At 68.2% G+C, this 25,746-nt stretch carries 24 protein-coding genes; 12 read left to right on the top strand and 12 right to left on the bottom strand.

Annotated elements, in window-relative coordinates; translation table 11 throughout:
• Positions 1-8 precede the first annotated feature (8 nt).
• The 5 genes from ACFV6H_RS27515 to ACFV6H_RS27495 all read right to left on the bottom strand — a co-directional run bounded on the left by ACFV6H_RS27515 (position 9) and on the right by ACFV6H_RS27495 (position 7,002).
• Complete coding sequence (locus tag ACFV6H_RS27515) at positions 9-1,253, bottom strand: acyl-CoA dehydrogenase family protein (protein ID WP_385547109.1); 1,245 nt, start codon at positions 1,251-1,253, stop codon at positions 9-11.
• 49 nt (positions 1,254-1,302) lie between these two features.
• On the bottom strand, positions 1,303-2,427 hold the full coding sequence (locus ACFV6H_RS27510) for an acyl-CoA dehydrogenase family protein (RefSeq protein ID WP_385547106.1): 1,125 nt from the start codon (positions 2,425-2,427) through the stop codon (positions 1,303-1,305).
• A gap of 247 nt (positions 2,428-2,674) precedes the next feature.
• Positions 2,675-4,249 carry a S8 family serine peptidase gene (locus ACFV6H_RS27505; RefSeq protein WP_385547104.1) on the bottom strand — a complete coding sequence of 525 codons (1,575 nt, stop codon included), beginning with the start codon at positions 4,247-4,249 and terminating at the stop codon, positions 2,675-2,677.
• Between the two features lie 433 nt (positions 4,250-4,682).
• Positions 4,683-5,930, bottom strand: coding sequence for a hypothetical protein (locus tag ACFV6H_RS27500; RefSeq protein ID WP_385547101.1), 1,248 nt, complete (start codon positions 5,928-5,930; stop codon positions 4,683-4,685).
• 112 nt (positions 5,931-6,042) lie between these two features.
• Complete coding sequence (locus ACFV6H_RS27495) at positions 6,043-7,002, bottom strand: STM4015 family protein (protein ID WP_385547253.1); 960 nt, start codon at positions 7,000-7,002, stop codon at positions 6,043-6,045.
• Positions 7,003-7,233: 231 nt separating this feature from the next.
• Here ACFV6H_RS27495 and ACFV6H_RS27490 point away from each other — a divergent pair, with 231 nt between their 5' ends.
• From ACFV6H_RS27490 to ACFV6H_RS27465, 6 genes are all read left to right on the top strand, one after another.
• Positions 7,234-8,250, top strand: a complete 1,017-nt coding sequence (locus tag ACFV6H_RS27490; protein ID WP_385547098.1) for a DUF5954 family protein — start codon at positions 7,234-7,236, stop codon at positions 8,248-8,250.
• A 174-nt stretch (positions 8,251-8,424) separates the two neighbouring features.
• Positions 8,425-8,937 carry a winged helix-turn-helix transcriptional regulator gene (locus ACFV6H_RS27485; protein WP_384975381.1) on the top strand — a complete coding sequence of 171 codons (513 nt, stop codon included), beginning with the start codon at positions 8,425-8,427 and terminating at the stop codon, positions 8,935-8,937.
• Positions 8,938-9,196: 259 nt separating this feature from the next.
• The gene (locus ACFV6H_RS27480) at positions 9,197-9,682 is read left to right on the top strand and encodes a DUF302 domain-containing protein (protein ID WP_385547095.1); all 486 of its coding nucleotides are present in this window, start codon (positions 9,197-9,199) and stop codon (positions 9,680-9,682) included.
• Positions 9,683-9,761: 79 nt separating this feature from the next.
• Positions 9,762-10,565, top strand: a complete 804-nt coding sequence (locus ACFV6H_RS27475) for a hypothetical protein (protein ID WP_385547093.1) — start codon at positions 9,762-9,764, stop codon at positions 10,563-10,565.
• A gap of 5 nt (positions 10,566-10,570) precedes the next feature.
• Positions 10,571-11,098: a DUF302 domain-containing protein gene (locus tag ACFV6H_RS27470; RefSeq protein WP_385547090.1), complete on the top strand. Its 528-nt coding sequence runs from the start codon at positions 10,571-10,573 to the stop codon at positions 11,096-11,098.
• 411 nt (positions 11,099-11,509) lie between these two features.
• Entirely contained in the window at positions 11,510-12,646 is a 1,137-nt protein-coding gene (locus ACFV6H_RS27465) for a PQQ-dependent sugar dehydrogenase (protein WP_385547087.1), read from the top strand.
• A 196-nt stretch (positions 12,647-12,842) separates the two neighbouring features.
• On the opposite strand, the gene ACFV6H_RS27460 is transcribed toward ACFV6H_RS27465, so the two are convergent.
• Both ACFV6H_RS27460 and ACFV6H_RS27455 read right to left on the bottom strand, forming a co-directional pair.
• Positions 12,843-13,823: a hypothetical protein gene (locus ACFV6H_RS27460; protein WP_385547084.1), complete on the bottom strand. Its 981-nt coding sequence runs from the start codon at positions 13,821-13,823 to the stop codon at positions 12,843-12,845.
• Between the two features lie 95 nt (positions 13,824-13,918).
• Positions 13,919-14,356, bottom strand: coding sequence for a hypothetical protein (locus tag ACFV6H_RS27455; protein ID WP_385547081.1), 438 nt, complete (start codon positions 14,354-14,356; stop codon positions 13,919-13,921).
• A gap of 249 nt (positions 14,357-14,605) precedes the next feature.
• Between ACFV6H_RS27455 and ACFV6H_RS27450 the strand changes: the two genes are divergently transcribed.
• On the top strand, positions 14,606-15,376 hold the full coding sequence (locus ACFV6H_RS27450) for a helix-turn-helix domain-containing protein (RefSeq protein WP_385547078.1): 771 nt from the start codon (positions 14,606-14,608) through the stop codon (positions 15,374-15,376).
• A 148-nt stretch (positions 15,377-15,524) separates the two neighbouring features.
• Here ACFV6H_RS27450 and ACFV6H_RS27445 read toward each other — a convergent pair whose 3' ends face one another.
• The 4 genes from ACFV6H_RS27445 to ACFV6H_RS27430 form a co-directional block, all read right to left on the bottom strand.
• Positions 15,525-16,349: an ABC transporter ATP-binding protein gene (locus tag ACFV6H_RS27445; protein ID WP_385547075.1), complete on the bottom strand. Its 825-nt coding sequence runs from the start codon at positions 16,347-16,349 to the stop codon at positions 15,525-15,527.
• Between the two features lie 73 nt (positions 16,350-16,422).
• Complete coding sequence (locus ACFV6H_RS27440; protein ID WP_385547072.1) at positions 16,423-17,277, bottom strand: ABC transporter permease; 855 nt, start codon at positions 17,275-17,277, stop codon at positions 16,423-16,425.
• A complete protein-coding gene (locus tag ACFV6H_RS27435; RefSeq protein ID WP_385547069.1) occupies positions 17,241-18,086 on the bottom strand; it encodes an ABC transporter permease in 846 nt (281 codons plus the stop codon). The genes ACFV6H_RS27440 and ACFV6H_RS27435 overlap by 37 nt, the downstream gene beginning before the upstream one ends.
• A 14-nt stretch (positions 18,087-18,100) precedes the next feature.
• On the bottom strand, positions 18,101-19,099 hold the full coding sequence (locus ACFV6H_RS27430) for an ABC transporter substrate-binding protein (protein WP_385547066.1): 999 nt from the start codon (positions 19,097-19,099) through the stop codon (positions 18,101-18,103).
• 157 nt (positions 19,100-19,256) lie between these two features.
• On the opposite strand from ACFV6H_RS27430, the gene ACFV6H_RS27425 reads away from it, so the two are divergent.
• The gene (locus ACFV6H_RS27425) at positions 19,257-20,699 is read left to right on the top strand and encodes an FAD-dependent oxidoreductase (RefSeq protein WP_385547063.1); all 1,443 of its coding nucleotides are present in this window, start codon (positions 19,257-19,259) and stop codon (positions 20,697-20,699) included.
• 132 nt (positions 20,700-20,831) lie between these two features.
• The gene (locus tag ACFV6H_RS27420; protein ID WP_384789541.1) at positions 20,832-21,536 is read left to right on the top strand and encodes a GntR family transcriptional regulator; all 705 of its coding nucleotides are present in this window, start codon (positions 20,832-20,834) and stop codon (positions 21,534-21,536) included.
• A gap of 91 nt (positions 21,537-21,627) precedes the next feature.
• Here the strand turns inward: ACFV6H_RS27420 and ACFV6H_RS27415 are convergent, their stop codons facing one another.
• Positions 21,628-22,149, bottom strand: a complete 522-nt coding sequence (locus ACFV6H_RS27415; protein ID WP_385547060.1) for an Lrp/AsnC family transcriptional regulator — start codon at positions 22,147-22,149, stop codon at positions 21,628-21,630.
• A gap of 106 nt (positions 22,150-22,255) precedes the next feature.
• Between ACFV6H_RS27415 and pdhA the strand changes: the two genes are divergently transcribed.
• From pdhA to ACFV6H_RS27400, 3 genes are read left to right on the top strand one after another with little or no spacing between them, the layout of a single operon-like run.
• The gene (gene pdhA, locus ACFV6H_RS27410) at positions 22,256-23,362 is read left to right on the top strand and encodes a pyruvate dehydrogenase (acetyl-transferring) E1 component subunit alpha (protein ID WP_385547057.1); all 1,107 of its coding nucleotides are present in this window, start codon (positions 22,256-22,258) and stop codon (positions 23,360-23,362) included.
• A 3-nt stretch (positions 23,363-23,365) separates the two neighbouring features.
• On the top strand, positions 23,366-24,382 hold the full coding sequence (locus ACFV6H_RS27405; protein ID WP_385547054.1) for an alpha-ketoacid dehydrogenase subunit beta: 1,017 nt from the start codon (positions 23,366-23,368) through the stop codon (positions 24,380-24,382).
• Positions 24,379-25,746 (top strand): dihydrolipoamide acetyltransferase family protein, encoded by a 1,368-nt coding sequence (locus ACFV6H_RS27400; protein WP_385547051.1) that lies wholly within the window; start codon positions 24,379-24,381, stop codon positions 25,744-25,746. The genes ACFV6H_RS27405 and ACFV6H_RS27400 overlap by 4 nt, the downstream gene beginning before the upstream one ends.

Genomic DNA, 25,746 nt, shown 5'->3' with positions numbered 1-25,746 from the left:
CGCCGGAGCTATGACGGGCGGCGGTGTACGGCACCGGGCTCCTTGGGCAGGCCGAGAAGCCGTTCCGCGATGACATCCCGGAGGATCTCGGCCGTACCGGAACGGATGGTCCCGGCCCGTCCCGTGAGAAGCGCCTCCTGCCATCGGTCCGTCGCATAGCCGTCGCCGTCCGGACGGACCAGGGCCGGCGCGCCCATGATGTCGAGGGCGATCTCGCCGAAACGGCGGTGGTACTCGGCGCTCAGCAGATGCGCAACGGCGGCGTCGGCGCCCGGCACGGCGCCCGCTCCGGTACGTGCCGCCGCGCGCCGCTCCAGCAGCCGCAGCAGAGTGATCCTGGTGTAGGCCCAGGCCAACCGGTCACGGATCACGGGATCACGTGACCGGCCCGTCTTGTCGGCCTCCCGGACCAGATCCCAGAACTCCGCCTCGAAGCCGAGATGGCGGCCCGCCGCCCGGCCGGCCCGCTCATGGGCCAGGCCCGTCATGACCGCCCGCCAGCCGCCGTTCACCTCTCCGACGACATCGCTCAGCGGCGCCCGGGAGCGGTCGAAGCTCAGCTCACGGCAGTCCGCCGTACCGTCCGCCTGCCGCACCACGCGCCGGACGACGCCGTTCCCGCTGTCCAGCCGTACGACCACACAGGACAGACCGCGGTGGCCGGACGCGTCCGGACCGGTCCGGCACAGTACGAGCGCCCTGTCGGCCCGTTCCGCGCCGTCGACCCAGGCCTTGCGGCCGGTGATGACGATCTCGTCGCCGGTCACCGTGCCGCGCGTACCGATGGAGGCGAGGTCGGATCCGTGCTCTGGCTCCGAGTACGCCAGGCAGTAGGTGTGCTCGCCCGAGACGATCCCGGGCAGCAGCCGGGACTTCTGCTCCTCGGTGCCGTGCGCCAGGACGGTCGGCCCGACGATCCGCTCACCGGCACCGCGCCGGATCCGGGGCGCTCCGGCCCGGGCGCACTCCTCCTCGAACACCAGCGATTCCTGGGGGCTCAGCCCCGAACCGCCGTATTCCGGCGGCCAGTCCGCGCAGATCAGCCGCGCGTCGAGCAGACTGCGCTCCCATATGGCGGCGGCTTCGGCGGCGACTTCGGCTACGGCAGTTTCGGCTACGGCGGCTTCCGCCGGGCGTGGCGGCGGGCCGGTGAGTCCGGCGGGAGCATGGGTACGGATCCATTCCCTGATGTCCTGGCGGAACAGCTCCGCGTCGGTGCGGGAAGGCGGGATGTCACCGGGCGCTCGTCCCACTGCTGTTGTCTCCCTCAAGGCGTCGGAAACTCTCAAGGCGTCGGGAAGCTCAGATACCGATGCGCTGGGCCAGAAGTTCGCGATGGGCGGTGGCATCGCCGAAGAGAATTTCGCTGCTCTTGGCCCGTTTGAAATAGAGATGGGCCGGATGCTCCCAGGTGTAGCCGATACCGCCGTGGATCTGGATATTCTCCGCGGCGGCATGGAAATACGCCTCGGAGCAGTACGATTTGGCCAGGCTCGCCATCGCCGGTACCTCGTCGTTGTCCTCCGCGGCGGCCCAGGCGGCGTAACCGGCGGCGGCTCCCGCCGACTCCACTTCGAGCAGCAGATCCGCGCATTTGTGCTTGATGGCCTGGAAACTGCCGATGGGCCGTCCGAACTGCACCCGCAGTTTGGCGTATTCCACGGCCATGTCGAGCACCTTCCGCGCACCGCCGACCTGTTCGGCCGCGAGCGCGATGGCCGCGAGGTCGAGCATCTTCGCCACGGCGGCCCAGCCCTGTCCTTCGGCGCCGATCAGACGGGCCGGCACCCGGTCGAAGGAGAGAGTGGCCAGCTTGCGTGTCTGATCCAGGGTCGGGACCGGAGTGGCCGTGAAACCGTCCGTGTCGGCTGCTCCGTCGACACCGAAGACCGAAACACCGGCCGGCGTCCTGGCGATCACAAGCACCAGATCGGCCACATGGCCGTCCAGCACATAGTGCTTCTCGCCGGTCAGCCGCCAGCCGCCGGTCGCGGCCCGACTGCCCTCCAGCGTGACTCCGTCCTCGCTCCACAGCCCCGACCGCTCGGCCAGCGCGACGGTCGCGACGGTCCGCCCGGTGGCGATGCCCGGCAGATGGTCGCTCTTCGCCGTCTCGTCGCCGGACGCGAGCAGCAGACTGGCGGCCAGGGCCACCGACGAGAAGTACGGTGCGCACAGCAGCGCGCCGCCCATCTCCTCCAGAACGACGGCCAATTCGACGAAGGAGGCGCCGGAACCGCCGTAGCGTTCCGGAATGGCCAGCCCCATGAGGCCCAGCTGTCCGGCCATCTGTTTCCAGACAACGGGATCGAATCCCTCGGTGCCCTCCATCAGCCGGCGTACCTCGTTCTCCGGCGATTTATCGGCGAGAAAACGACGCACCGTTCTGCGTAATTCTTCATGGTCGTCGTTGAAGGGCGCGCTCACAACCACTCCCGTCGGATCGGACGGACCGGCGAAGCAAGGCGGATACAAAAACCATCCGCTTCCGGCGCCCGCGTTGTCAAGCACGCCGGTCGATTTCTCCGGCTAACGGGATGGCCGACGGCCGAACTTGTCATGCGTCCGGTGTCCGGAACTGTGTGGCCCATAAGACGCACCGCGTCCGCCCGCAGGGCGTGCTGCCCTGCGGACGGACGGTGTCGCTTTCGTAGCACTTCTTACATAGCGCTTCTTAGAACTGGAGCGCCCAGGAGTCGATGTAGCCGGTGTCGGCCGACGCGTTGTCGGTCACCCGCAGCTTCCATGTGCCATTGGCCACCTCGGAGGAGGCGTTCACCGAGTAGGTGGTGTTGATGTTGTCCGCGCTGCCGCCGGTGCCGAACGCCTTGAGCGTGTAGGCGGAGCCGTCAGGAGCGATCAGCTGGACCTGGAGGTCACCGATGTAGGTGTGCACGATGTTCACGGGCACGCTCAGCAAGGCCGGCGCGTTGCCCGCGACACCGCTCACGGTGACCGGCGACTCGACCGTGGCGTTGTCGTTGATCGTGTAGTTGGCGGTGTTCTCGAACTTCGGGCCGGGCGGAGTGACCGTACCGCCGGGCACGTTGAGCAACCGGTTCGGCGAACCGGTGCCCGGGTTGGTGACAACGCCCGTGCTGGCCAGGGAGACCAGGCCGGAGGAGACCTGGGCCGGCGTGGACGTCGGGTTGGCGGCCAGGTACAGGGCCGCGGCGCCGGTCACATGCGGGGTCGCCATCGACGTACCCGAAATGGTGTTGGTGGCGGAGTCGCTGGTGTTCCACGTCGACGTGATCGACGAACCCGGCGCGAAGATGTCCAGCACCGTACCGGTGTTGGAGAAGCTGGAGCGGGCGTCGGTGGAGGTCGTGGAGCCGACGGTGATGGCCTCGGTGACCCGGGCGGGCGAGTAGTTGGAGGCGTTCAGGCCGTCGTTGCCGGCGGCGACCGCGAAGGTCACGCCGGACGCGATGGCGTTACGGACGGCCGCGTCGAGCGTGCTGTCCGCGCCACCGCCGAGCGACATGTTGGCGACGGCCGGCTTGACGGCGTTCCGCGCCACCCAGTCGATGCCCGCGACGACGCCCGCCGTGGTGCCCGAGCCGGCGTTGTCGAGAACGCGTACGGCGACGATCTTCGCCTTCTTGGCGACACCGTACGAGGTGCCGGCGACGGTACCGGCGACATGCGTGCCGTGGCCGTTGCCGTCCTGGGCGACGTTGTCGTTGTCGACGGCGTCGTAACCGTTGGAGGCGCGTCCGCCGAAGTCGCTGTGCGAGATCCGGACGCCGGTGTCGATGATGTACGCCGTGACGCCCTGGCCCGCGGCATCGGGGTAGGTGTACTGGCTGTTGAGCGGGAGGTTCTTCTGGTCGATGCGGTCCAGGCCCCAGGACGGCGGGTTGGTCTGGGTCGCCTCGGTGTGGAAGGTCCGGTTCTGGACGACGGAGGCGACGGCCGGGTCGCCGGCGAGCTTCTTAGCCTGCGCCTCGGAGAGGTGCACCGCGTAGCCGTTGAGGGCCTTGGTGTAGGTCCTCTCGATCCTGGCGCCGTACTCCTTGGCCAGCGCCTTGCCGGAGGCCGAGCCGGCCTTGGCGGCGGAGCCGTGGAAGGTGACGATGTAGCTGTCGGCTATCGAGCCGGCGGCGCCGGCGTACTGGATCTGGCCCTCCTGCTGGGGGGCCGCGCTCGCGGGGAGCGCGGAGACGGCGCCGAGTACGAGGGCCGCGGCGGCTGCCGTACCGATGGCAAGGCCGAATCTTCGCCGGGCGGGACGCGTTACTGCCATGTGAGGGGTCCTCCTCAAGAGGTGGTGCGCTGATGGCGGGGTGGGGCGTGGTGCCTTTCGACGCGCCTGGAGCCGGCGGACGCCGCTTGGGGCTGCGCTATTGCGGCATGAACATGTCAATCGGAGAAACGGGGCCGATCGGACAGATCCAGGGTGGGGAGCCAACTCGGTGCGCCAGCCGAAAGATTGGTGGCTCCGGGGCAATTCCGCAAGAGGACGCGGGTAGACGTGACACAGCCGCCACACGGCGGCCATGATGCCAATGACGACGGAACGCCACCAATGCCGCATCTGGCCCGCCCGTTGTCACGTACAACGTCCACGCAGCCATAGACACCTTGGACGGAACCGGCGCGCCTCCGTCCACGCCGACGCGGAGTCGCCGACGGCGCCGGCATCGTCACCCGTGGTCCCCGATCGGCGGAGTGAACCGCTACTTCGCCGCCGCGAGGGAGCCCCGTACCTCCGGGTAGGCCACGTCGTCGGGTAGCCGGTGGCCGAGAGCGGTCAGACGCGACGCGACATCCGCCGGGCTCCTCCCTGTCAGACTCGCGCTGCGCAGAACGTGTTCAAGGTGGACGTTGTCCAGGTACGAGCGGTCGACCGTCGCCAGCAGCCGGATGTCCGCCTCGTCGGCGACCGCGGGCAGGTTCGCGTTCTCGTGCAGCCAATGTCCCAGCGCGGCCAGCCTCTCGGCGATGTCCGCAGGGCTCCGTCCCGTGGCGAGTGCCGCGCGCAGAATGTGCCGCATCGACAGCCCGACGACGGTGTTCTTCACCAACCAGGGCCCGCGGCCGTTGAGTTCCTCGCTGAGGATGATGAGGTCGTCGGCCTCCGGATGGTCGGGCGCGGCCGGTCGGTCGTAGCCCAGCTCCGTCAGCCGGGCGACGATGTCCGCCGGACGGCGTCCCGTCTCCTGTGCGACAGCGAGTATGTGCCCGACGGGCGGAGTCCCGTAGAACCAGCGAGCACCGTGGTGATCTCCGTATTCTCCCGAAGACTTGAGGATCAGCTCGTCGACAGGTTCAGGGGTGTACGGCAGCCGGAGGCCGAGCGCGATCAGTCGCGTGGCGGCGGCGTACGGGCTGCATTTCAGCTCTCCGGCCGCGACGAGTACATGGAATGCGGACACCTCGTCGCCCCAGTCGAGCCATTTCCCATAGCGGCCATGGCCGGTGCTGATCAGCACGGTGTCACCGGGATGGGGAGACTCAGGCAGCGGCCGGCCGGCGCCACCGAGCAGGTAGCCGAGAGCGGTCAGCCGCCGTGCGACATCGGCGGGACCGCGGTCGGCCAGGCCCGCCGATTCGAGTATCTGGCGCAGGGACACCGGCTTGCCGACGTCGAGCCAGGAAGGGCTGTACTGCGCGCTCACGTCCCTGATCAGCGGCACGTCGTCCAGCTCGACGGTGTCGGGCAGGTCGACGGTGCCGGGCAGGTCGGCGGTGCCGGGCAGGGAGGCTTCGGCGTGCTGGATGTCGGCGTATCCCAGGGCGGTCAGCCGTGACACGACGGCGGCGGGGCTCCACCTCAGCTGGGCCGCGGCGTGCAACACATGTCCGTACGGCACCTGTTCGCCGGGCTTCAGCCAGGGGCCGCGGCCGTTCACTTCGCGACTGGCGATCCGGAGGTCGTCCGGGTCCTGGGACTCGGGGGCGTGGGACTCCAAGGCGTAGGACATCGTGCGGCCTTTCGACTGCGGTGGGAGTGGTGGCGAAACGAGGATGAGGACAAGGGCGCGAGGGAAGGCCAGGACCAAAACCTGAACCTGAACCTGGACCTGGCGGCGGCGGTCATTCGGCGACCGCGATGTACCGGCCGTGCTCCTGGCCCCATTCAGGATTGCCGCCGTCGTCCTCCTGCCTGGCGGTCAGGTTCACACGGACTCCCGCCGGCTCCAGCTCCGTCCAGATCCGCAGCATCATGGCGTGGCTGAGGAAATGGTGCGAGAGGTCCAGCTCCCGCAGGTGGGTGAGAGGCTGGCCCTGGAGCAGTGCCTCCACGCCCTCGTCGGTGAGCGTGCCCATCGACAGGCTCAGCGACGTGAGCCGGGCCACGACCGGCGCCGAGGCCAGCGCGGCGGCCAGCTCGTCCTGGATCGGACTGTTCTGCAGTCCCAGATGGCGCAGCGCGGGCTTGCCCTCACCTGTGAGCAGCGGAGCGAGATGCTCGACCGTTGTCCCGCCGCCGTAATCGTCGTCGCCCAGCCACAGGTCCAGACGCTCCAGCGAGGGCAGATCGGAGGCGGCTATCTGCGCCGCCGCCTCCGGTGGCAGCCCGCCGGACTCGACGCGCAGCGCACGCAGTCCTTGGTGGCCTGTCACGGGAAAGTCAAAGCCTTCTCCGCCGCGCACGGCCAGCTCCCGAAGACCTGGGAACGCCTCCAGGACGGGCGCGACCGTGCCCAGATATATCGTGGAGATCATCGCCTCCTCGTCCTCCAGATCGCCGAGGAAGAGCGCTTCGAGTCCGGTCAGCCGGGAGCGGAGGCCGATCAGCGCGTCGTTCGGAAGCCCGCCGTCGGCGCCGTACCACGGATGGCCGAATATCAGCGCCCGTACCTTCTCCAGCTCGACCGACTCGGTGAAGCGCGCCCAATAGGCGTCGACGCGCGCCCAGTAGTCCGTCTCACGTGGCAATTCTTCACACTGGAGACGCCAGGCCACCGAACCTGGATCAGGCAGATCCACCGGGTTCACATACGGCGAGAAAGTGAATGTGGGCAGTCCGTAGAACTGCTCGACATGGTGCACATAAGACAAGACCTGGCTCCCGACACTCCAAACCCGGCGGCTGTTCACTGTGTTCTATCAGCCACCTCTGACAACCTCTGACGGACAGAGCCCGACAGCGCGGTCCCGGACCTCCGTACGACCGGCGAACAGGCTGACCGCGGCGTGGAGCTGGACCACCAAGGTGGTCGTGAAGATGGTCACTTGAGGCATTCGGTCAATATCCCGCTCGGGAGTTGCGACAATGCATGCGTGGCCGATGACTGGAAGCGACAACTCGAAGCACTCCACGCGGGGCTGGTACGCCGTGATGATCCCGCCGCGTGGGTGAGGGAGGCCGACGCGGTGGATGCCTCCCAGCGTTATCCGTATATCACTCTGCGCGGGCCGGTCTTCGGTATCGCGGTTCAGGATCCCGCGGCGGGACCGGACTGGCGGATACTGAAGCCGGCGTCGGACGGTATGCCTCAGCAGGCCCGGGACGGCCTGAACTCCCACCTCTGGTTCCAGGCCAAGGACGACACCGACGACCCGGGCGTACGGCGCGAGCTGCTGGCCGCGGTGGCGTTACTCGAAGACGAACCGGTCAACGAACTGGAGGTCCTCGGTACGCGCTACCGCGTGGTGCGCGGCGACGAGTTCGCGCGCAGCGGCACGGACGGACTGGAGCCGCCGCGGCCCACCGACGGGGAAGCACGCGACGTCTTGTGGGAGGGACCGTACGACACCGCGGAACCGGACGTGGGGTTCGTCCTCGATCCCGGCCGGGACGACGGCCTGATCGCGGGCGCCCTGAAGCTGTCGCTGCGCACCTTCGCGTACTCCGGCTCCCGCTTTCCCGCCGGTGTCCGCGCGGACTCCGAGCGGGCGGCGGCGGCTTACCCGGACGTCGCCCTGCTGCCCGTCTGTTTCGGCGTGGCCGAGCGCTTCGGTGAAGGATGGCGGCCTCGCGGCGTCCTGATGCCCACGCCGCACGACGCCCGGCGTCTTCTCTACGACGGGATGGCCGAAACCTGGGCCAGGCTCTACGAGTTCGACCAGGACAAGAAGACCACGTACGCGCAGGCGGCCGACGAATTCAAAGCCGCCGGCCGTGCCAACGAAGCACGCGTGGACGACCGCCTGTTCCGGATCTGCCGCGTCGAACGGGCCGTCCGTATGGGCCCCGACGGACCGGAACCACCGCGCCCCAGCGACCAGGACGAATACGGCCCCATGAAAATCCACCCGACCATGGACCTCGACGGCACCCTCCACTACGACGACTGAATCGCCGACCGACTGAATCCCCGGCCGTGATCCGTTCCGGCCGTGGCGAGCAGCTCATGCCCGTGACCAGGGAGATCCACGCCGAGTCGGACAGCCGCGAGGTAAACTCATTGATGCTGACTTGCACCATAAAAGTCATGCGGGCGCACCAGGACGAGAGGGAGTGAACGTGCGATGCGCGGACAGCGGTCGTCGTCGTACGCGGGCGTGGCCTGCCCGATCGGAAGGGCGTCCTCGGTCGTCGGGGACAGATGGATCCTGTTGATCATGCGCAATGCCACGCTGGGCATGACGCGCTTCGACGAATTCCGCTCGGAGCTGGGAATCGCCGACAACATCCTTTCCAATCGCCTCGGCCGTCTGGTGGAGACGGGCCTGCTGACCAAGGTGGCCTACCGCGACGAGAGCGGCCGGGGCCGCCACGAGTACCGGCTCACCGCAGCGGGCGTCGATCTGCTTCCCGTACTGAACGCGCTGGCCGCCTGGGGCGAGGCGCATACGTCCCCCGCCGAACCGGCCGAGCCCATGCGAGTCCTGCACTCGGTCTGCGGGCACACTCTCGACGCACGCCAGTTCTGCGAGAACTGCGGCCGGGAGGCCGTACGCGGCGAGATCGCCTGGCTGCGGCCCTGGCACTCCCCGGAGCCCGCTCTCATCGCGGACGCTGTACCCGAACCTGCTCGGTGAGCGGCCATCCCGCGGCGGCGGCCACCTCCAACCTGAGTTGCATATCGAAAGCTACGGGGTTACGTTCGGTGGAAAGGGTCATCGGGCACAGGCGCGCGGCCTGACCGTGTGTGGGCAGTGTCTGTGTCACGGGGCCCGACCGCGCGGCATCGCTGTCCGGCCGAGTGGCGGGCGATGTGCCGCTTGGAGACCTTCATCGGAAGGGATGAGCGATATGACGGTCTCACCTTCTGTCGCGATTCAGTCGACACCCCACTCCATGACCCGTCTGAGGATCGTTGTCGATGCCTCCTTCGAGGAGTTCCGCTCGCGCTTCGAACTCGCCGTACCACCGCTCGACACCCGGCGGATGACCGAACTGGCCGAGACACGGGCCAGTTGGGACGAGATGAAGTCGGCGGTCGCCGCCAACGCGCCTCACACCTTCATGATCTATGCCACCGTCGACACAACACCCCTGATGTCACTGGCCGGCCACGACCGTCCCTGCGTCGAATACCTCATGGGCAACCACGTCATCGCGGAACGCATGTTCCGCCACGACCCGGCCGCGCTGCTCTACGCGCCTCTGCGCATCGCGCTCTACGAGGACGCCGACGGCCACACCGTCTTCGCGATCGACCAGCCCAGCACCGTATTCGCCGGACTCGGCGACCCGGCCATCACGGACGTCGGACTCGAACTCGACCGCGAACTCGACGCCCTGCTGGCGTACCTCGGCATCGGCCCGGTGACAGGGTCATAACCCGGCGGCCGTCCCAGGGAGAAGCCCGAGAAGCGACGGTCGAACCGTCATCCCTTCGAAAAGAAAGAAGGGCATCGGCATGAATACCTTGCTGAATCGCGTCGTCGACGCGAGCGGAGGCCTAGACCTGTGGTCCAAAACCTCCACCATCACCGCGGACATGTCCGTCGGCGGTCCGATCTGGGCGGCCAAGGGCTGGGCCGACGCCCTGCGTGAGCTGACCATCACCGTGGACACCCGGCGGCAGTACTCCGTGATCACACCGTTCACCGCGCCTCACCTCAGTGTGGAGTTCGACAACACACGTAACACCGCGCTCAACGGTGTGCCGGCCACCGGCGAGCCGGAGCGGGTGGTCCTGCGCGACGGGACCGGCCGGATCGTGCAGGAACGCCCCGACCCGCGCGCCGCGTTCACGGGCATGCTGCGCTCCACACCGTGGGACGCCTTGCATCTGGGCTACTTCCTCGGCTACGCGCTGTGGAACTACCTCACCACGCCCGTTCTCCTCCTCCGTCCCGATGTGCGGACGTGGGAGATCGAACCGTGGTACGAGGCCGGCCAGACCTGGCGGCGGCTCCGTGTGGTGTTTCCCGGCACTCTGGCCACGCACAGCCCGGAACAGACCTTCTACTACGACGCCGACGGTCTCCAGCGGCGCATGGACTATGTCAACGAGGTCATGGGCGGCACGCTGGTCGGCCACTACAGCGGCCATCACCACTCCTTCGACGGCCTCGTCCTCCCCACGCGCCGCCGTGTCTTCCGTCGTAATCCCGACGGGACCACCAACCCCAACCTCCTTTCCATCACCGTCGACGTCCACGGCGTCAAGCCCGGCGAGGCCGACACCCGAGAGCAGCCGACGTACGACAGCAGGTGACTCCGATGACCACCACGCCCGAGCAGCACACCGAATACCTCACCCGCCGGATCGACGTCCTCCTCCCGCAGCCCTACGACACCGCCGTCCGCCGCTACGAGGAACTCGTTCCCGTCATCGACCTCACCCGGTTCGGCGTACTGGCGACCTGGGACGCCGTACGCGAACAGGCCGAGATCAACGCGCCTCACGGCTTCATGATCTACTGGAAGGCCGACATCACCAGCGACATGGCCACATCGCCCTCCGACTGGAAGTGCGCCGAATACCTCATGGGCAACCATGTGATCGCCCAGCGCATGTACGACCACGACCCGGCCGTAATGCTTCACGCACCGCTGCGCACGGTCCTGTACGCCGACGCCGAGGGCCGTACGCACTTCGCCGTCGACCAGCCCTCGTCCCACTTCGTGTCCTACGGCAAACCCGAAGTGACCGAAGTCGGCCGGTACTTGGACCGGCTCCTCGCCGACCTGCTCGCTCTCCTGGGAGCGGAAGTCCCGGACCTGCTCAAGAGCACCGTCTCTGTATGACGTCTGTATGACGACTGCCGGTCACGACTGGAGGCTGTCGTTCCCGGGACATCACGCACGTCGACGACGCCGAAGTACATGACCGGCACCACAGGCATCTGCCCGGTCAGCATGCCCTTGATCAGTCCGACCGAGCCGGAGGGCCGGTTGCCCAGCTGGGGGCCGAAGATCCATGCGGGAAGCCTCCGATACTTGAAGCGCTTGAAGTCAACCCTCACACGTATGGCAATGCGCCACATATCCCCGTGGCTGAAGCATTGGTCTACGCCAAACCGTCCCGTCCCTGTATCCTCATCCGTGGCCAGCGGCACACACTCCCCCACCCAGGTTGCGTGCTGGCACGGGCGACGCCCACACAACTCCGCCCTAGCAGCCGGGTTCCCCCCACTCACCGCCTCCAGGAGGGTCACGGTGAAAGTTCGCACCAGAAGCTCGGCGATCATCGGCACCATCTGCCTCATCGCTTCACTCGCCTTGACCACGGCGTCCGCCGACGAGCCCGCCGCCTCACGTCAGGCGGCGGAGGTCGGGCTCACGAAAGTGGCCACAGCCCAGAATCCGATAGCCGGCGCCGCCGGGCCCGGCGGCACGGTCTGGATAGCCGAACGCGCGGGCACCGTACGGGTCCTGGGCGCTCAGGGGCTCGGCGCGCCCGTCCTCGACATATCCGACGAGACCACCACCGACGGCGAACGCGGCCTGCTGGGCATCGCGTTCGACAAAAAGTTCGCGCACTTCTACATCTCGTTCACGGACCTCGAAGGCACCAGCACCGTGGACGAGTTCGCCGTACGGAACGGCAAGATCCGGCCGAGCACCCGGCGCACCGTCCTCACCCAGACGCAGCCGTACTCCAACCACAACGGCGGCGACATCAAGATCGGCCCTGACGGCTATCTCTACATCGCGTTCGGCGACGGCGGCTCCGGCGGCGATCCGCACGACAACGGGCAGAACCTCGGCACACTGCTCGGCAAGATGCTGCGGATCGATCCGCGCGGCGGCACGCCGTACGCGATCCCGCAGGACAACCCGTTCGTGGACGACCCGAACGCGAAGGGCGAGATCTGGGCGTACGGGCTGCGCAACCCGTGGCGGTTCTCCTTCGACGCGGGCACGGGCGACCTGCTGATCGCCGACGTGGGCCAGAGCAACTGGGAGGAGATCGACTGGGCCTCTGCGGCCAGCGAGGGCGGCGAGAACTACGGCTGGTCCGAGATGGAAGGCAATCATTCCTTCCGCGGCGGCATAGAGCCCGCGAACCATGTGCCGCCGATCCACGAGTACGGCCGTAACGGGCTGGGCTGCTCGGTGACCGGCGGATTCGTCTACCGCGGCAAGGCGATCCCGGCCCTCAAAGGGCAGTATGTGTTCAGCGACTACTGCGACGGCACCGTCCGCACTCTGAAGATAAAGAACGGCACGGTGACCGGCGAGAGCGACCTCGGAGTCAACGGCGGCGAGGTCATCTCGTTCGTCGAGGGCGGCAACGGCGAACTGTACGTACTCGCCATCGGCGGCACCGTCTCCCGCATCGACCCGGCGTAACCACTGAACCGTCCCGCCGGTAGTGCGGGACGAAGGGTTCGCGGGTTCAAATCCCGCCACCGCGGCGGATGAAACACCAGGTCAGGCCCGGCGCTGAGAAATCAGCACCGGGCCTGATCCGCTTCCCGGTTCGTCCGACGCGCGCGGGAGAACGAGGGCTGTACGGGAAACAGGTTCAGCTGTACGGGAGACAGGTTCAAGAGTCCCTGGATCGCAGGACCCGCCGGGCTTCCCCGTCCTCGTACCGCCGCAGGGCCTGCCACCCGGCGACCGCCTCGGCGTTCGCGTCCACCCAGCGCCGCTGCACGGCGGCCAGCCGCGTGTAGGCACCCTCCAGATAACCGGTGCGCCGCTTGCACTTCACATCGGTGCGGACCTCGGGCCGGGTGACGGGATCCGTGCCGCGCGGCAGGTCTCCGGCCAGTTCACGGGGATCCTTCGCCGTGATCCCGGCCTCGGCCATGCAGGCCCGCCAGCGCGCGGTGACGGAACGGAAGGCCCGGTCCTTCTCCAGCGCCTCCAGGGCGTCCCGCTCCCCTTGGTCGAGCTTCAGCCGGAGCGTGAGGTCCCGGACCCGTCCGCCGTCACCCAGTAGCCGGGTCTGGGCCTCGGCGAGACATCCCGTCGCCGGCCGGGCGACCCGAATCGCCTTGTTCTGTGCGGAGATTCGGCGGTCGGGATCGCCGTAGAGCGCACGGTCGAAACCCTCGCCCCGAGGTTGCTCCGACGGCTGCGGTTCGGGAGCGCCGCCGGTGCCGGGCGCCGACCCGAGAGTCTCGATGCCGAAGTACGCGGGGCTCGCGGCAGAGTCGCCGGAGGCGTCGGGGGCCGGTGTGTAGCGGAAGCCGCGGTCGGCCATGCAGTCGGCGACGAGCCGCTGTTCCGCCCGGTGGGCGCGGCGAGAGGATTCGGTGCGGGCGTGCAGAAGACCGTAGAGCGGGAGACGGGTCCACGGAGTGGCGAGTGCCGCTTGAGGCCGGGCGGAGGGCCGGGGCGACTCGGAGATACGGCCGCTCAGCGTCCAGGCGGCGGCAGCCGCGAGGACGAGCGGCAGGAGGACCAGCAAGGCGACGCCGGTGCGCCGGCGAGGTCCGGACAGTCTGGTCCGTCCGGGCTGTCCGGGCTGTCCGGGCTGTCCGGGCTGTCCGGTCGGTCCGGTCGGTCTGGTCGGTGACATGGCGGACGGCTCCTCCGGGCGGTCTGCGGTCGGGACAGCCCGAGGGCGGGCGGTGCGGTGACCGTGGCTCCGCCCCCGGGCCTGGCACGGGTCGCTCAGTAGCAGGAGATGGTCGTGGTGCCGCGCAGCCGCAGGGCACTCGCCAGGTTCTGCTGGCTGCTCGGCAGATAGTCGACGTAGGAGCCGGGATTCACGCAGAACAGGAACGTCGACCAGCTGGTGCCGGCGTCGCGGTAGTAGTGACTCTCGTAGCCGCCGGTGCTGGAGTTGCTCGCGGAGACCGTGTTGTCGTTGACGTTCACTCCGCCGCCGGCACGGCTGGTGAGCTCGTTGAACGTGTCGTTGGTGAAGTTGCTGTCGGTGTCGAAGTAGGATTGCCGGGCCGAGTCGTTGATGCCCAGATAAAACACACAGTGGTTGCCGGAGGCACAGTTCGGGCCCGCCGAGGCCGGAGACGCCCCCAGCAGGAGCCCGGCCGTCGCGGCCATCGCCGTCAGGCCGGTAACGGCCGCGAGCCTTCTGCGTACACGCATGTGTTTCCCCAATCGTTTTGTCGTGCGGGTGAGTTGGTGCCTGTGGGTTGGTGCCTGTGGGTTGGTGCGGACGGTGCGGCATCACCCTCGCCCGCGGCCCGAGGGTTCGTCATGAGCGGCACGCGCACATTGATTGGCCGAGAGCGCACTGTTTCTCCGCAGGAGGAGCACAGGAGGATTTCAGACGGGGGTTTGGGAACAGTGCCGACTGTTATCGATGTTGAGGCCGGCCGTGTTCGTGTCGCGAGCATGCCGCTGGGGGGAGTCGAGCTGCTGGAGTTGACGTACGGCGGCCCGCTGCGACCGGAGCGGACGTCGCGCCTCGTCCGGCGGAGCGACCCGGAGCTCTATGTGCTGGTCTGTCCTGCGTTGGTGGGGCCGAGGGAGATGGTCCTGTTCGACAGCGCGCTGCCGTTGGCGCCGTGGTCCGGAGCGCTGGTGCTGCGCTTCCCGAAACGGTCGTTGAGGCTTCCGCCGCACCGGGTTCGGCGCCTGCTGGCCGTCCCCATTCCGGCGGGCAGCGGCTGCGGCCGATTACTCTCCCAGCTCCTCGCCGGCATCGCGCAGGAGTACGTCGACTGCTCCCCGCCGGAGCTGATACGGCTCGGCCAGACCGCGCTCGACCTCACCACGGCGGTCCTGAACCGAGGCGTCGACACCGCGCCCTCTCCGCCGCACGCATCCCGACCGCGCACCCTGTTCCTCGCGATCGCCGCCCACGTCGACCGCAACCTCGGTGATCCGGGCCTCTCACCGGCAGCGATCGCCAGGGCTCACGGCATCTCACTCCGCTATGTGCAGCGCATCTTCCAGGAACAGGGCACAACAGCGGCGGCGTTCATCCGCACCCAACGCCTCACCCGCTGCCGCCGCGACCTCACCGATCCCGCCCTCCACCACATCCCGGTCCACGCGATCGGCGCCCGCTGGGGCTTCCCGCGCCCTTCCGACTTCAACCGGGTGTTCCGAGCGACGGTCGGGGTGTCACCCGGGCGGTACCGAAAGGGAGCGGCCACATAAGCCGAGCCCCCTCGCGACCAAGGCGACAAGGCGCCCGAAGTCCTCGACGCCGTTTGTCAGTTCCACGCTCTCCATGCGCCCCGACACTACCGGCCGCGCCTCCGCGAAAGCCGGATCCTGGTGCCGGCCGTTTGACACCCGTGGCAGCTCAGCCTTCCTGGATCAGTTTCAGCACACGAGAGCGCAGAACCGCGAATTCCGGCAGCGACTTGGTGTGGAGCTGGTCCCGGTCGGCCGGCAGTGGGACGTCGACCACCGCGCGTACGGTGGTCGGCCGGCCGGAGAGGACCAGGACCCGGTCGGCGAGGTAGACCGCCTCGTCGATGTCATGGGTGACAAGCACGACCGTAACGCCGAACTCCCTCCGGACCCGCAGGATCAGATCCTCCAGATCGGCACGCGTCTGGGCGTCGACCGACGCGAACGGTTCGTCCATCAGAAGCGCCTCGGGCTGATAGGCCAACGCACGTGCGATCGCCACCCGTTGCTGCATTCCACCGGACAACTGCCATGGATACTGATGCTCGCAGCCCTCCAGTCCTACGCCCGCCAGCGCCGCCAGGCCCGCTTGCTGCCTGTCGCCACGGGACATCGCCTTCGACCGCAGCGGCAATGTCACATTGCCCAGCACACTCATCCACGGCATCAACGACCGGCTGTAATCCTGGAAAACCACCGCCAGCTTCTCCGGCGGCCGTTCCACCAGCACATCGTCCATGAACACCGCGCCTCCCGTCGGTGCCATCAGCCCGGCAAGACACCGCAGCAAGGTGGTCTTGCCCGCACCGGACGGTCCGACGACACAGACGAACTCCCCACTGCGGACCTCCGCGTCGATACCGTCCAGAACCGGCCTGCCCGCATAAGACTTCGACAGCCCCTTCACACGCAGCACCACGGACTCGCCCACGGCATCCGATCCAAGAGTCGCGTCACGGGCACCATGGCCCGTCGAGCCGGTCATCACAGTCATCTCCAGTCCATCCGGTCTGTCCGATCCATTCGGTCCATCTGGTCCATCCGGCTGTTTCCGCTGCGCACGGGACTCACCTCTGCTCCACGCGTTGCATGCCCCGGTGCCAGCGCAGCAGTACGCGTTCCAGACCGCGGAAGGCGACGTTGACGAGGTAGCCGACGATGCCCAGGAACAGCATTCCGGCCCACATGTCGGTGATCGCGAATTGGCGCTGGGCGTGCAGGATACGGAAGCCTATGCCGTTGGTGGATCCGGCCATCTCGCTGAACACGATCACGGTGATGCCGATCGACAGGGCGGTGCGCACCCCGGCGATGATCTGTGGGCTCGCGGCGGGCAGGATCACCCGCAGCACCCGGTCGCGGCGGCCGAGCCGGTAGCTGGTGGCCACGTCCCGTACCACCACGTCCACCGAGCGCACCCCGTCCACGGTGTTCAGCAGGATCGGCCACACCGTGCCATAGGCGATAAGGCTGACCTGCATCTCCGTTCCGATGCCGAACAGCAGGAGAGCGGTCGGGACGAGGGCGACCCCGGGGGTGGCGCGTGCGAACTCCAGAACCGGCGCGAGCGCGTCCGCCAGAAAGGGGACCAGGCCGAGCAGGAGGCCCGCCGTGACCCCGATGACGACGGCGATACCCAGGCCCACCGCCAGGTGCACCAGGCTCGGTACGGCGTCCGATCCGAAGTGCGAGAAGAACCAGACCTCCCGGAGCGCCGAGACGCTGTCGGCGAGAGGCGGGAAGTACGCCGAGGTGCTGTCCGCACTGAGCACCCACCACGTCGCGACGGCTCCGACGGGCAGGATCAGTTCCAGGGCCAGGCCGGACAGAAGCCGGAGCGTCCGGCTGCCCGGCGCTCCGGCCCGGCCGCCGGACGGGGCCTTCTTCAGCTCGCCGCGGCGGGACGGTACGCCGAGTGCCATCGCAGTGTTCTCCTCTCAAGCGCGAGCAGACCCCGGTTGAGCAGGATGCCCAGCAGTCCGATGACGACGACCACCGCCCACATCCGGGGCACGTCGCCACCCTGTTCGTAGGTGGTCATCTCGGCGCCCAGTCCGGGTGCTCCGCCGATGAGCTGGGCCGCGATGGCCAGCAGCAGGCTCATGGTGGCGGCGACCCGGATCCCGGTGGCGACAAAGGGAGAGGCACTGGGCAGCACGACGAACCGGACGTAGTGCCATCGCCCGATCCCGTAGGTCCGGGCCATGTCCCGCAGGTTCGGGTCGAGTTGATGCATGCCGTACATGCTCTGCAGAAGTACGGGCCACAGCGATCCGAAGACCACCAGGACCAGCGCCATTTTCGTGGTGGCGCCGTATTCGAGCAGGACCAGCGGGATGAGGGCGATGGGCGGGATGGAGCGCAGGAAGTCGATACTGAAACGGGAGAAGCGGTAGAGCAGCCCGCTCGCCCCGAGCAGCAGCCCCACCGGAACCGCGGCGGCCAGCGAGAGACCGAGGCCGATCGCCCACGTGGAGGCGGTGTCCACGATGGCCGACCACAAGGAGCCGTCGGTGAGCATCGATCCGAGCGCGCGGCCGATGTCCCAGGGCGCGGCGATGGCCGCGGCCGGCAGGGTGCCGATGACCACGAGCAACTGCCATACAGCGAGCGTCAGTACGACGCACAGGACACGCGCGCCGAGCAGCGCCGCCCGCCGGTTCGGCACACCAGCCGTCTTCGGCGGGCCCGCGCCGGCGGTCTGCGGGGAAGCTTCGGTGACAGTGTTCACAGTGGTCACGGTGTTCACGGCTGGGCGACCAGCATGTACGAGCTCAGGTCGATGGGGGAGTCGAGAATTCCGTACTTGACCATGAGTGTCTGGAGGCCGTCGAGCGTCTGCCGGCTCAACGGCTGGTCCGGGAAGGTGGGGAGCACGATCTTGGCCAGGTCTTCGGCACTGGTCTCGGTCGACTCGGCCGCCACCTCCCGGATCTTCGCCGGATCCTTGCTCAGCGTGACATTGGCCGTGTCCAGCGACTCCGAGAACGCCTGGACCACTTCGGGGTGGCTCTTGGCATAGCTTTCGGACGTCAGGTAGACGCTGTTCGGCACCGTGGGCATCGATGTGGACATCACCGGCACCAGATCCGTGAGACCCGCCGACCGTGCCTGGGACACGAACGGTTCATTGAGCACCGCCCCGTCGACCTTCCCGTTCTCGACCGCGGCGACCATCTGTGTGAAGGACATCTCCACGAATCGGACATCCTTCGATGTCCCGCCCTTGGCGTCGATCGCCGCCCGCGCGGCCACCTCCGCGAGCCCGCCCAGCGCGTTGACGGCGACGGTCTTGCCGGACAGTCCCGCCACCGAGGTGACCTTGCCGGGCGCCACCACCAGGACCGTGGAGTCCTTGGCCGCTTCGGTGGCGTTCACACTGCCCTGTCCCACGATCTTCACGGCCATCTTCTCGCTGATCGCCTTGATCGCACCGAGCGGGTCGGCAGCGGTGAACTGGATCTGTCCGTTGAGCAGCATGGGCAGCGCCTGAGCCCCTGACGTCACCTGCTGCGGTGTCACCTTGAGGTTGTTCGCCTTGAATGTACCGTCCTGTGTCGCGAGGTACAGCGACGCGTTGGTCAGCGTCGGAGACGAGCCGACCTTCAACGATGTCAGGCCGGCACTGCCACCGGACGACGAACCGGCGTCGTCCGCCGACCCGGAACCGCAGCCGGTCAGCAGGAGAACGGCCCCTGCGACGAGCGTTGCGGTGAGAGAAGCTGAACAGAAGTGCTTGGCCATGAGGACCTCTCGCCAGTCAGCCGCGATCGAATGCTGCGATGGTCATCAGATTTCACTATCATGTCAATAGTATTTCCTAGATATATCTGCTTACCATCACTTCAGGGCATTCCTCAATCCAACAGATCGACCGGACGACGACAGCGAAGGCGGGCCGATGAGCAGCAGGAAGACGACCGGGCGTACCCCGGACCTCGTTGTGATCGGCAGCGGAGTGGCCGGCCTGGCGACCGCCGTGGAGGCCGCGGAGGCGGGGCTCGATGTGCGGCTCCTTGAGGCGACCGACACGATCGGTGGCGCGTCGGTGATGAGCGGGGCCGCCTGCTTTCTCGTCGACACCCCGCTCCAGCGGTCGCTGGGCATCACCGACAGCGTCGAACTCGCGATGGCCGACTGGCAGCGGATGGGCGGGCCGGCCGCGGACCTGGAGTGGGCTCGCAGATACGTCGCCGACAGCGCCCGCGAGGTGTACCAGTGGTGTGTCGATCTCGGTATTGAGTGGGAGACCCTCGGGCAGCCGGAAGGCAACAGTGTGCCGCGCTGGCACATCCCGGTCGGCTGGGGCCGCCGGATCATCGAGGTGCTCGAAGCCCGCGCACGCGCGCTCGGAGTGACCGTCCGTACCGGCGTCACCGCCGAGGAGCTGTGTCACACCGACGGCCGGATCACCGGTGTGCGGACCCGCTCGGAGGGAATCGGCGAGACTCTGGCCACCGGAGCCGTCGCCGTGTGCACCGGCGGCTATGTCGGCCGGATCGAAACGGTGCTGAAACACTCCGCCCAGCTGCGCGAACTCCCCCGTGTCCTCGCGGGAGGCGCGCCGACCGCGGTCGGGCTCGGGCATGACCTGCTGGAGGCGTGCGGCGCGGAATTCACCAACCTGGACCATGTGTGGGTCTATCCCACCGGCACTCCCGACCCGCGCGACCGCTCCGGCACCCGAGGGCTCGGCATCCGCGGCGTGACCACGGAGATCTGGCTCAACGCCGAGGGCCGCAGGTTCCACGACGAGTCTCTTCGCGGAGGCCGCTCCGGTACCGAGGCGCTGCTGGACCAGCCCGGACGCACGGCCTGGTCGGTCTTCTCGGCAGCCGAGGCCGAGCACGTCCTGCTGATCGACAACGAACACTACGGAACACCGGCGGGCCCGGACCCGGCAGCGATGAAGCAGTTCTGGACGGAGTCCGCGTACGTACGCACGGCCGACAGCCCGGCCGCACTCGCCCATGCCGCAGGACTCCCCGAGCAGGCCGTGGTCCAGGCGATCGGCGAATTCAACACGGCCGTGCGCTCGGACACCGTCCACGATCCGCTGACCGGCCGCGCCATGGCCGGTCTGACCGAGCTGACCGGCGAGCTGATCGCCGTACAGCTCTTCCCGATGGCCCAGAAGAACCTCGGCGGAGTGCACACCGGTCCGGAGTGCGACGTGCTGACCGTCTCGGGCGAGCCGGTCGAGGGCCTGTACGCCGCCGGTGAGGTCGCGGGCATGGCGGGAGGAAGGATCAACGGGCGAGCGGCGCTGGAGGGCACGATGTTCGGACCATGTCTTTACTCCGGCAGGATCGCGGGACGGGCTGCGGCGCGCCGAGCTCAGTGAGTACGCGCCGGGAGACGCGCGGCGGTCGGTGAGTACGCGCCGGGCTCGGTGCGGTGAAGGAGCAGGCAGTTGTTCCGGCTCGGGCGGCCAGATATACCTTGGGCATTGTTGACGACGGAGGTGGATGGGTCCATGGCGGAGCAGCGCAGGACTCTGGTGGCGGCCGAGCCGGGAGCCGAGCAGCCCGCTCGCAGACTCTCGCTGACCGAGCAGGTCTACCACCGGCTCAAGGAGGAGATCCTCCAGGTCCGCCACGGTCCCGGCGAGGTCCTGCTCGAACCCGAACTCGCCGCGCGCTACGGCATTTCGAAGACTCCGGTCCGCGAAGCCCTACGGTTGCTGCTCCAGGACGGCTGGGTCATCGTGATGCCGCGCAAGGGCTATCTCGTACGCCCGGTCCAACTGGAGGACATCCGTGAGGTGTTCGAGGTCCGCCGGATGATAGAGCCCGTGATGGCCGGACAGGCGGCACACCTGCGCACCGGCAAAGACATCGCACGCCTGTCCGGCCTCTGCTCCGAGCAGTCCCGCGACGCCGCGTCGATCGAGCCCGCACTGGGCGCGGCGCGGGCCTTCCACAGCGAGCTGGCCGCCCTGACCGGCAACGGCAGGGCGCTGGCGATCCTCACCGACCAGCTCGACGAGGTACGCCGGCTGCACCACCTCATGCCGAAGGTCGAGCACCACATCACATCAACCGTGGAACTCGACGCGCACCGCCAGATCCTGGCCGCGGTCGAGGCGAAGGACGCGCGGGCGGCTGCGGAATTGATGAGCGATCATGTCACCGAGGTGGCCGAGGCGATGGTCGACGCCTTCGCGGGCATGCGCCGCTGACGCTGACAGCGGCGCGAGCCGGGCCCGGTGACCGGGCCCGGTAGCCGGATCGCGGCGGCGTGCTCACCGGTCGCCAGTGGCCGGTCACCGATCACCGGTCCGGAGCGTCCCACTGGGTGCCGAGCCCGTCGGCCTCTTCGAACACCAGCCATGTCCGTGTGGCGCGCACGCCAGGGATGTCCTGGATCGACTCCAGAACAACGTGCCGCAGCGCGGTGTTGTCAGGCGCCCGCACCAGCACGAGCACGTCGTAGTCGCCTCCCACCAGAGCGAAGTGCTCGATGTGCGGGATCTCCCGCAGCCTGCCGGCAACGGCTCGCCAGGCGTTCTGCTCGATGGTCACCGATACATAGGCGCTTGTGCCCAGCCCGAGCTTCTTCGGGTTCAGCTGGGCTGTGAAGCCGGAGATGATGCCGTCCTCCGTCAGCCGGCCGATACGTGCGTAGGCGTTGGCCCGGGAGATATGCACATGATCGGCGAGCGCGCGGACCGAGATGCGCCCGTCGCGCCGCAGGGCGGCGATGATCGCGCGGTCGATGGCGTCGAGGCCGACGGCAGAACGTCCGGCCTCCGGACCCGCGGGACCTTCATCGATCGACACTTTGTCCTCCATCCGGAGAGAGACCGGCAATCTCTCTCTTGTTATTACGAGCTATTGAACAGGTATACCGGATGAGGCCACGATTCTTGTGTCAAGTGTCCAAAGAAAGCGGTGCAGCATGTCCGTGAAGGCTCTCCGCCAAGCGGTTGACAGCCTCCTTCCCTCACTCGCGCCGGTGCGCTTCGTGGCACCCGACGGCAGGCCCGTCAAGCCTCCGTCGGGCTATGCCGAGCCGGCGGACGAGTTGCTGCGCGAGGCCTACCGCCGCATGGTTCTCGGCCGCCGGTTCGACACCCAGGCCACCGCTCTGACCAAGCAGGGACGGCTCGCGGTGTATCCGTCGAGCCGCGGCCAGGAGGCCTGCCAGATCGCCGGCGTCCTGGCGCTGCGCGAGCAGGACTGGCTGTTCCCGACGTACCGCGACTCCGTCGCCCTGGTCTCCCGCGGTATCGACCCGATAGAGGTCCTGACCCTGCTCCGCGGTGGCTGGCACTGCGGTTACGACGCAGCCGCCACCCGCGTGGCTCCCCAGTGCACTCCTTTGGCCACGCAGACGATCCACGCCACCGGCATGGCGGAAGCACTGCGCCGCAAGGGCGAGGACGGCGTCGTCATGGCCTTCATCGGCGACGGCGGGACCAGTGAGGGCGATTTCCACGAAGCCCTCAACTACGCCGCCGTACTGCGGGCGCCGGTGGTGTTCTTCATCCAGAACAACCAGTACGCGATCTCGGTGCCGCTGTCCCGGCAGACCGCCGCGCCCTCACTGGCGTACAAGGGCATCGGGTACGGGGTGCCGTCGGAGCAGGTCGACGGCAATGACCTGGTCGCCGTCCTGTCGGTGCTGCTGGCCGCCGTGGAGCACGCCCGGTCGGGCGAGGGACCGTTCCTGGTCGAGGCGCACACGTACCGCATGGAGGCCCACACCAACGCCGATGACCCGACCCGCTACCGCCAACAGCAGGAGGTGGAGGAGTGGAGCGCCGCGGATCCGCTGTCCCGGCTTGAGACCTATCTGCGGGGACGGAGCCTGCTCGGCGCCCAGGACATCGAGGACGCGAAAGAGGCCGCTGAGGCCTTCGCCGCGCAGGTCAGGGCCGGGATGAACACCGAGGTCGAGGCCGATCCGATGGAACTGTTCGACCACGTCTTCGCCGAACCCACACCTCAACTGCTGGAACAGCGGGCCCAGCTCGCCGCCGAGTTGCACCCACAGGAGGACTGATCCATGGCCTCGATGACGATGGCCCAGGCGCTCAACGGCGCACTGCGTGACGCACTGCGCGCGGACGAGCGGGTGCTGGTCTTCGGCGAAGATGTCGCCGCGCTGGGAGGTGTGTTCCGGATCACGGACGGGCTGACCAAGGAGTTCGGTGAGGACCGCTGTTTCGACACGCCTCTGGCCGAGGCCGGGATCGTCGGCCTCGCGGTGGGCATGGCGATGGGCGGCTTCAGACCCGTGGTGGAGATGCAGTTCGACGCCTTCGCCTATCCGGCGTTCGAGCAGATCGCCTCGCATGTGGCCAAGCTGCGCAACCGGACCCGCGGGCGTCTCTCCCTGCCCATGGTGATCCGTATCCCGTACGCGGGCGGCATCGGCGGAGTGGAGCACCACTGCGACTCGAGTGAGGCCTATTACGCCCACACTCCGGGCCTGAAGGTCGTCACGCCCGCGACGGCCGAAGACGCCTACTGGCTACTGCGAGATGCAATCGATGATCCGGATCCCGTGATCTTCATGGAGCCCAAGCGGCTGTACTGGTCGAAGGAGGAAGCCGACCTCGGGACCCGTCAGGCCTCGCCGTTCGCACGGGCGGTCGTACGGCGGAAGGGACACGACGGCACGCTCCTGGCCTACGGTCCCTGTGTTCCTGTGGCCATGCAGGCGGCCACGGCCGCGGCGGAGGAAGGGATCAGCCTGGAGGTCGTGGATCTGCGCACCATAGTGCCCTTCGACGATGAAACGGTGACGGAGTCCGTGCGCAAGACGGGCCGGTGCATCGTCATGCAGGAGGCGCAGGGATTCGCCGGTGTCGCTGCCGAAATCACCGCCCGCGTCCAGGAACGCTGCTTCCATTCCCTGGCCGCGCCGGTCCTGCGCGTCACCGGTTTCGACATCCCCTATCCCCCGCCGAAACTCGAGCACGCGCATCTTCCCGGCGTCGACCGCGTGATGGACGCCGTCGACAGGCTCCAGTTCGATGACGAGCCCGATGTCCGCCACCTCGTCCGGGAGGTGTCATGACGACGGCCGGCACGGGCACGGAGCAGCTGTTCCGCCTGCCCGACCTCGGTGAAGGCCTGACCGAGGCCGAAATCACCGAGTGGAAGGTCGCGGTCGGCGACACGGTCGAGATCGACCAGATCGTTGTCGAGGTGGAGACCGCGAAAGCGGCTGTCGAGGTGCCGGTGCCCTATGCGGGCACTGTCGTGAGGCTTCACGCCGAAGCAGGAACGTCCGTCGGCGTCGGTGAGCCTCTTATCTCCGTCGGCGCCGCGGCGCGGCAGCCCGGCCCGGAGAACTCCGCGCAAGCGGCGGCGGCAGCTCAGTACCGCGAAGAGGAGCAGGCCGGCTCGGGCAATGTACTGATCGGCTACGGCACCGGGCACGCGCCCGCCACGCGACGCCGTCGGCGCCGCGGCAACGCCGTAGCCTCCACTGCGGCACCCGCACCCGCACCGGCCACCGCCGCTCCCGCCGGCCGCGCCGACACCCACGCCGGTGGGCTCGCTCCGCGTGTGATCTCGCCGCTGGTACGCAGACTGGCCCGGGAGAAAAACGTAGACGTCACGACACTCGTGCCCAGCGGCCCATACGGAGTGATCCAGCGCCGGGACGTGGAACGTGCCGTCACGGAGGAGGAGAAGACCGCGTCCGCCAGTGCCGGGACCGCGGTTGTGGACCGTGGGAGCCCGGTGGTGGAGCGGATTCCGCTGCGAGGGCTTCGCCGAACCATTGCGGACAAGCTGTCCCGCAGCCGACGGGAGATCCCTGACGCGACCACCTGGGTCGACGCCGACGCCACCGGACTGCTGGAGGCGAAAGGTGTGCTCCAGGCTGCCGGCCCAGACCACGGCATCGGCCTGCTCGCCCTCCTGGCCCGTATCTGCGTCGCCGGCTTGCGGCGCTATCCCGAGCTGAACGCGAGCGTCGACACAAGCAACAACGAGATCCTCCGGTTCCCCCATGTCAATCTCGGCTTCGCCGCCCAGACGGAACGGGGACTGGTCGTGCCGGTCATCCGGGACGCCCATCTCCTGACCACGGCGCAGTTGGCGGCGGAGTTCAGACGTCTGACCGGCCTGGCCCGGTCGGGCTCCCTGCCACCCGACTGTCTGACCGGTGGGACCTTCACACTCAACAACTACGGTGTGTTCGGTGTCGACGGCTCGTCGGCCATCATCAACCACCCGGAAGCGGCCATCGTCGGCTTCGGACGCATCATCGACAAGCCATGGGTGGTGGGCGGCGCCCTTGCCGTACGCAAGGTCGTCCAGGTCTCGCTGAGCTTCGACCACCGGGTCTGCGACGGCGGTGTGGCGGGAGGCTTCCTGCGCTATGTGGCCGACTGCGTCGAGAGCCCGACGACGCTGCTGGCCGACGTATGA

Origin of the sequence: Streptomyces sp. NPDC059743 (genome assembly GCF_042732975.1) — a bacterium.
GTDB lineage: Bacteria > Actinomycetota > Actinomycetes > Streptomycetales > Streptomycetaceae > Streptomyces.
This window is presented reverse-complemented; position numbering and strand designations above follow the sequence as displayed.

Bases quoted from the DNA above. Each gene is read 5' to 3' on its own strand.
- ACFV6H_RS27505 (WP_385547104.1), bottom strand. From the start codon at position 4,249: ATGGCAGTAACGCGTCCCGCCCGGCGAAGATTCGGCCTTGCCATCGGT.
- ACFV6H_RS27500 (WP_385547101.1), bottom strand. From the start codon at position 5,930: ATGTCCTACGCCTTGGAGTCCCACGCCCCCGAGTCCCAGGACCCGGAC.
- ACFV6H_RS27485 (WP_384975381.1), top strand. From the start codon at position 8,425: ATGCGCGGACAGCGGTCGTCGTCGTACGCGGGCGTGGCCTGCCCGATC.
- ACFV6H_RS27480 (WP_385547095.1), top strand. From the start codon at position 9,197: ATGACCCGTCTGAGGATCGTTGTCGATGCCTCCTTCGAGGAGTTCCGC.
- ACFV6H_RS27475 (WP_385547093.1), top strand. From the start codon at position 9,762: ATGAATACCTTGCTGAATCGCGTCGTCGACGCGAGCGGAGGCCTAGAC.
- ACFV6H_RS27470 (WP_385547090.1), top strand. From the start codon at position 10,571: ATGACCACCACGCCCGAGCAGCACACCGAATACCTCACCCGCCGGATC.
- ACFV6H_RS27460 (WP_385547084.1), bottom strand. From the start codon at position 13,823: ATGTCACCGACCAGACCGACCGGACCGACCGGACAGCCCGGACAGCCC.
- ACFV6H_RS27455 (WP_385547081.1), bottom strand. From the start codon at position 14,356: ATGCGTGTACGCAGAAGGCTCGCGGCCGTTACCGGCCTGACGGCGATG.
- ACFV6H_RS27450 (WP_385547078.1), top strand. From the start codon at position 14,606: ATGCCGCTGGGGGGAGTCGAGCTGCTGGAGTTGACGTACGGCGGCCCG.
- ACFV6H_RS27445 (WP_385547075.1), bottom strand. From the start codon at position 16,349: ATGACTGTGATGACCGGCTCGACGGGCCATGGTGCCCGTGACGCGACT.
- ACFV6H_RS27440 (WP_385547072.1), bottom strand. From the start codon at position 17,277: ATGGCACTCGGCGTACCGTCCCGCCGCGGCGAGCTGAAGAAGGCCCCG.
- ACFV6H_RS27430 (WP_385547066.1), bottom strand. From the start codon at position 19,099: ATGGCCAAGCACTTCTGTTCAGCTTCTCTCACCGCAACGCTCGTCGCA.
- ACFV6H_RS27425 (WP_385547063.1), top strand. From the start codon at position 19,257: ATGAGCAGCAGGAAGACGACCGGGCGTACCCCGGACCTCGTTGTGATC.
- ACFV6H_RS27420 (WP_384789541.1), top strand. From the start codon at position 20,832: ATGGCGGAGCAGCGCAGGACTCTGGTGGCGGCCGAGCCGGGAGCCGAG.
- ACFV6H_RS27415 (WP_385547060.1), bottom strand. From the start codon at position 22,149: ATGGAGGACAAAGTGTCGATCGATGAAGGTCCCGCGGGTCCGGAGGCC.
- pdhA (WP_385547057.1), top strand. From the start codon at position 22,256: ATGTCCGTGAAGGCTCTCCGCCAAGCGGTTGACAGCCTCCTTCCCTCA.
- ACFV6H_RS27405 (WP_385547054.1), top strand. From the start codon at position 23,366: ATGGCCTCGATGACGATGGCCCAGGCGCTCAACGGCGCACTGCGTGAC.
- ACFV6H_RS27400 (WP_385547051.1), top strand. From the start codon at position 24,379: ATGACGACGGCCGGCACGGGCACGGAGCAGCTGTTCCGCCTGCCCGAC.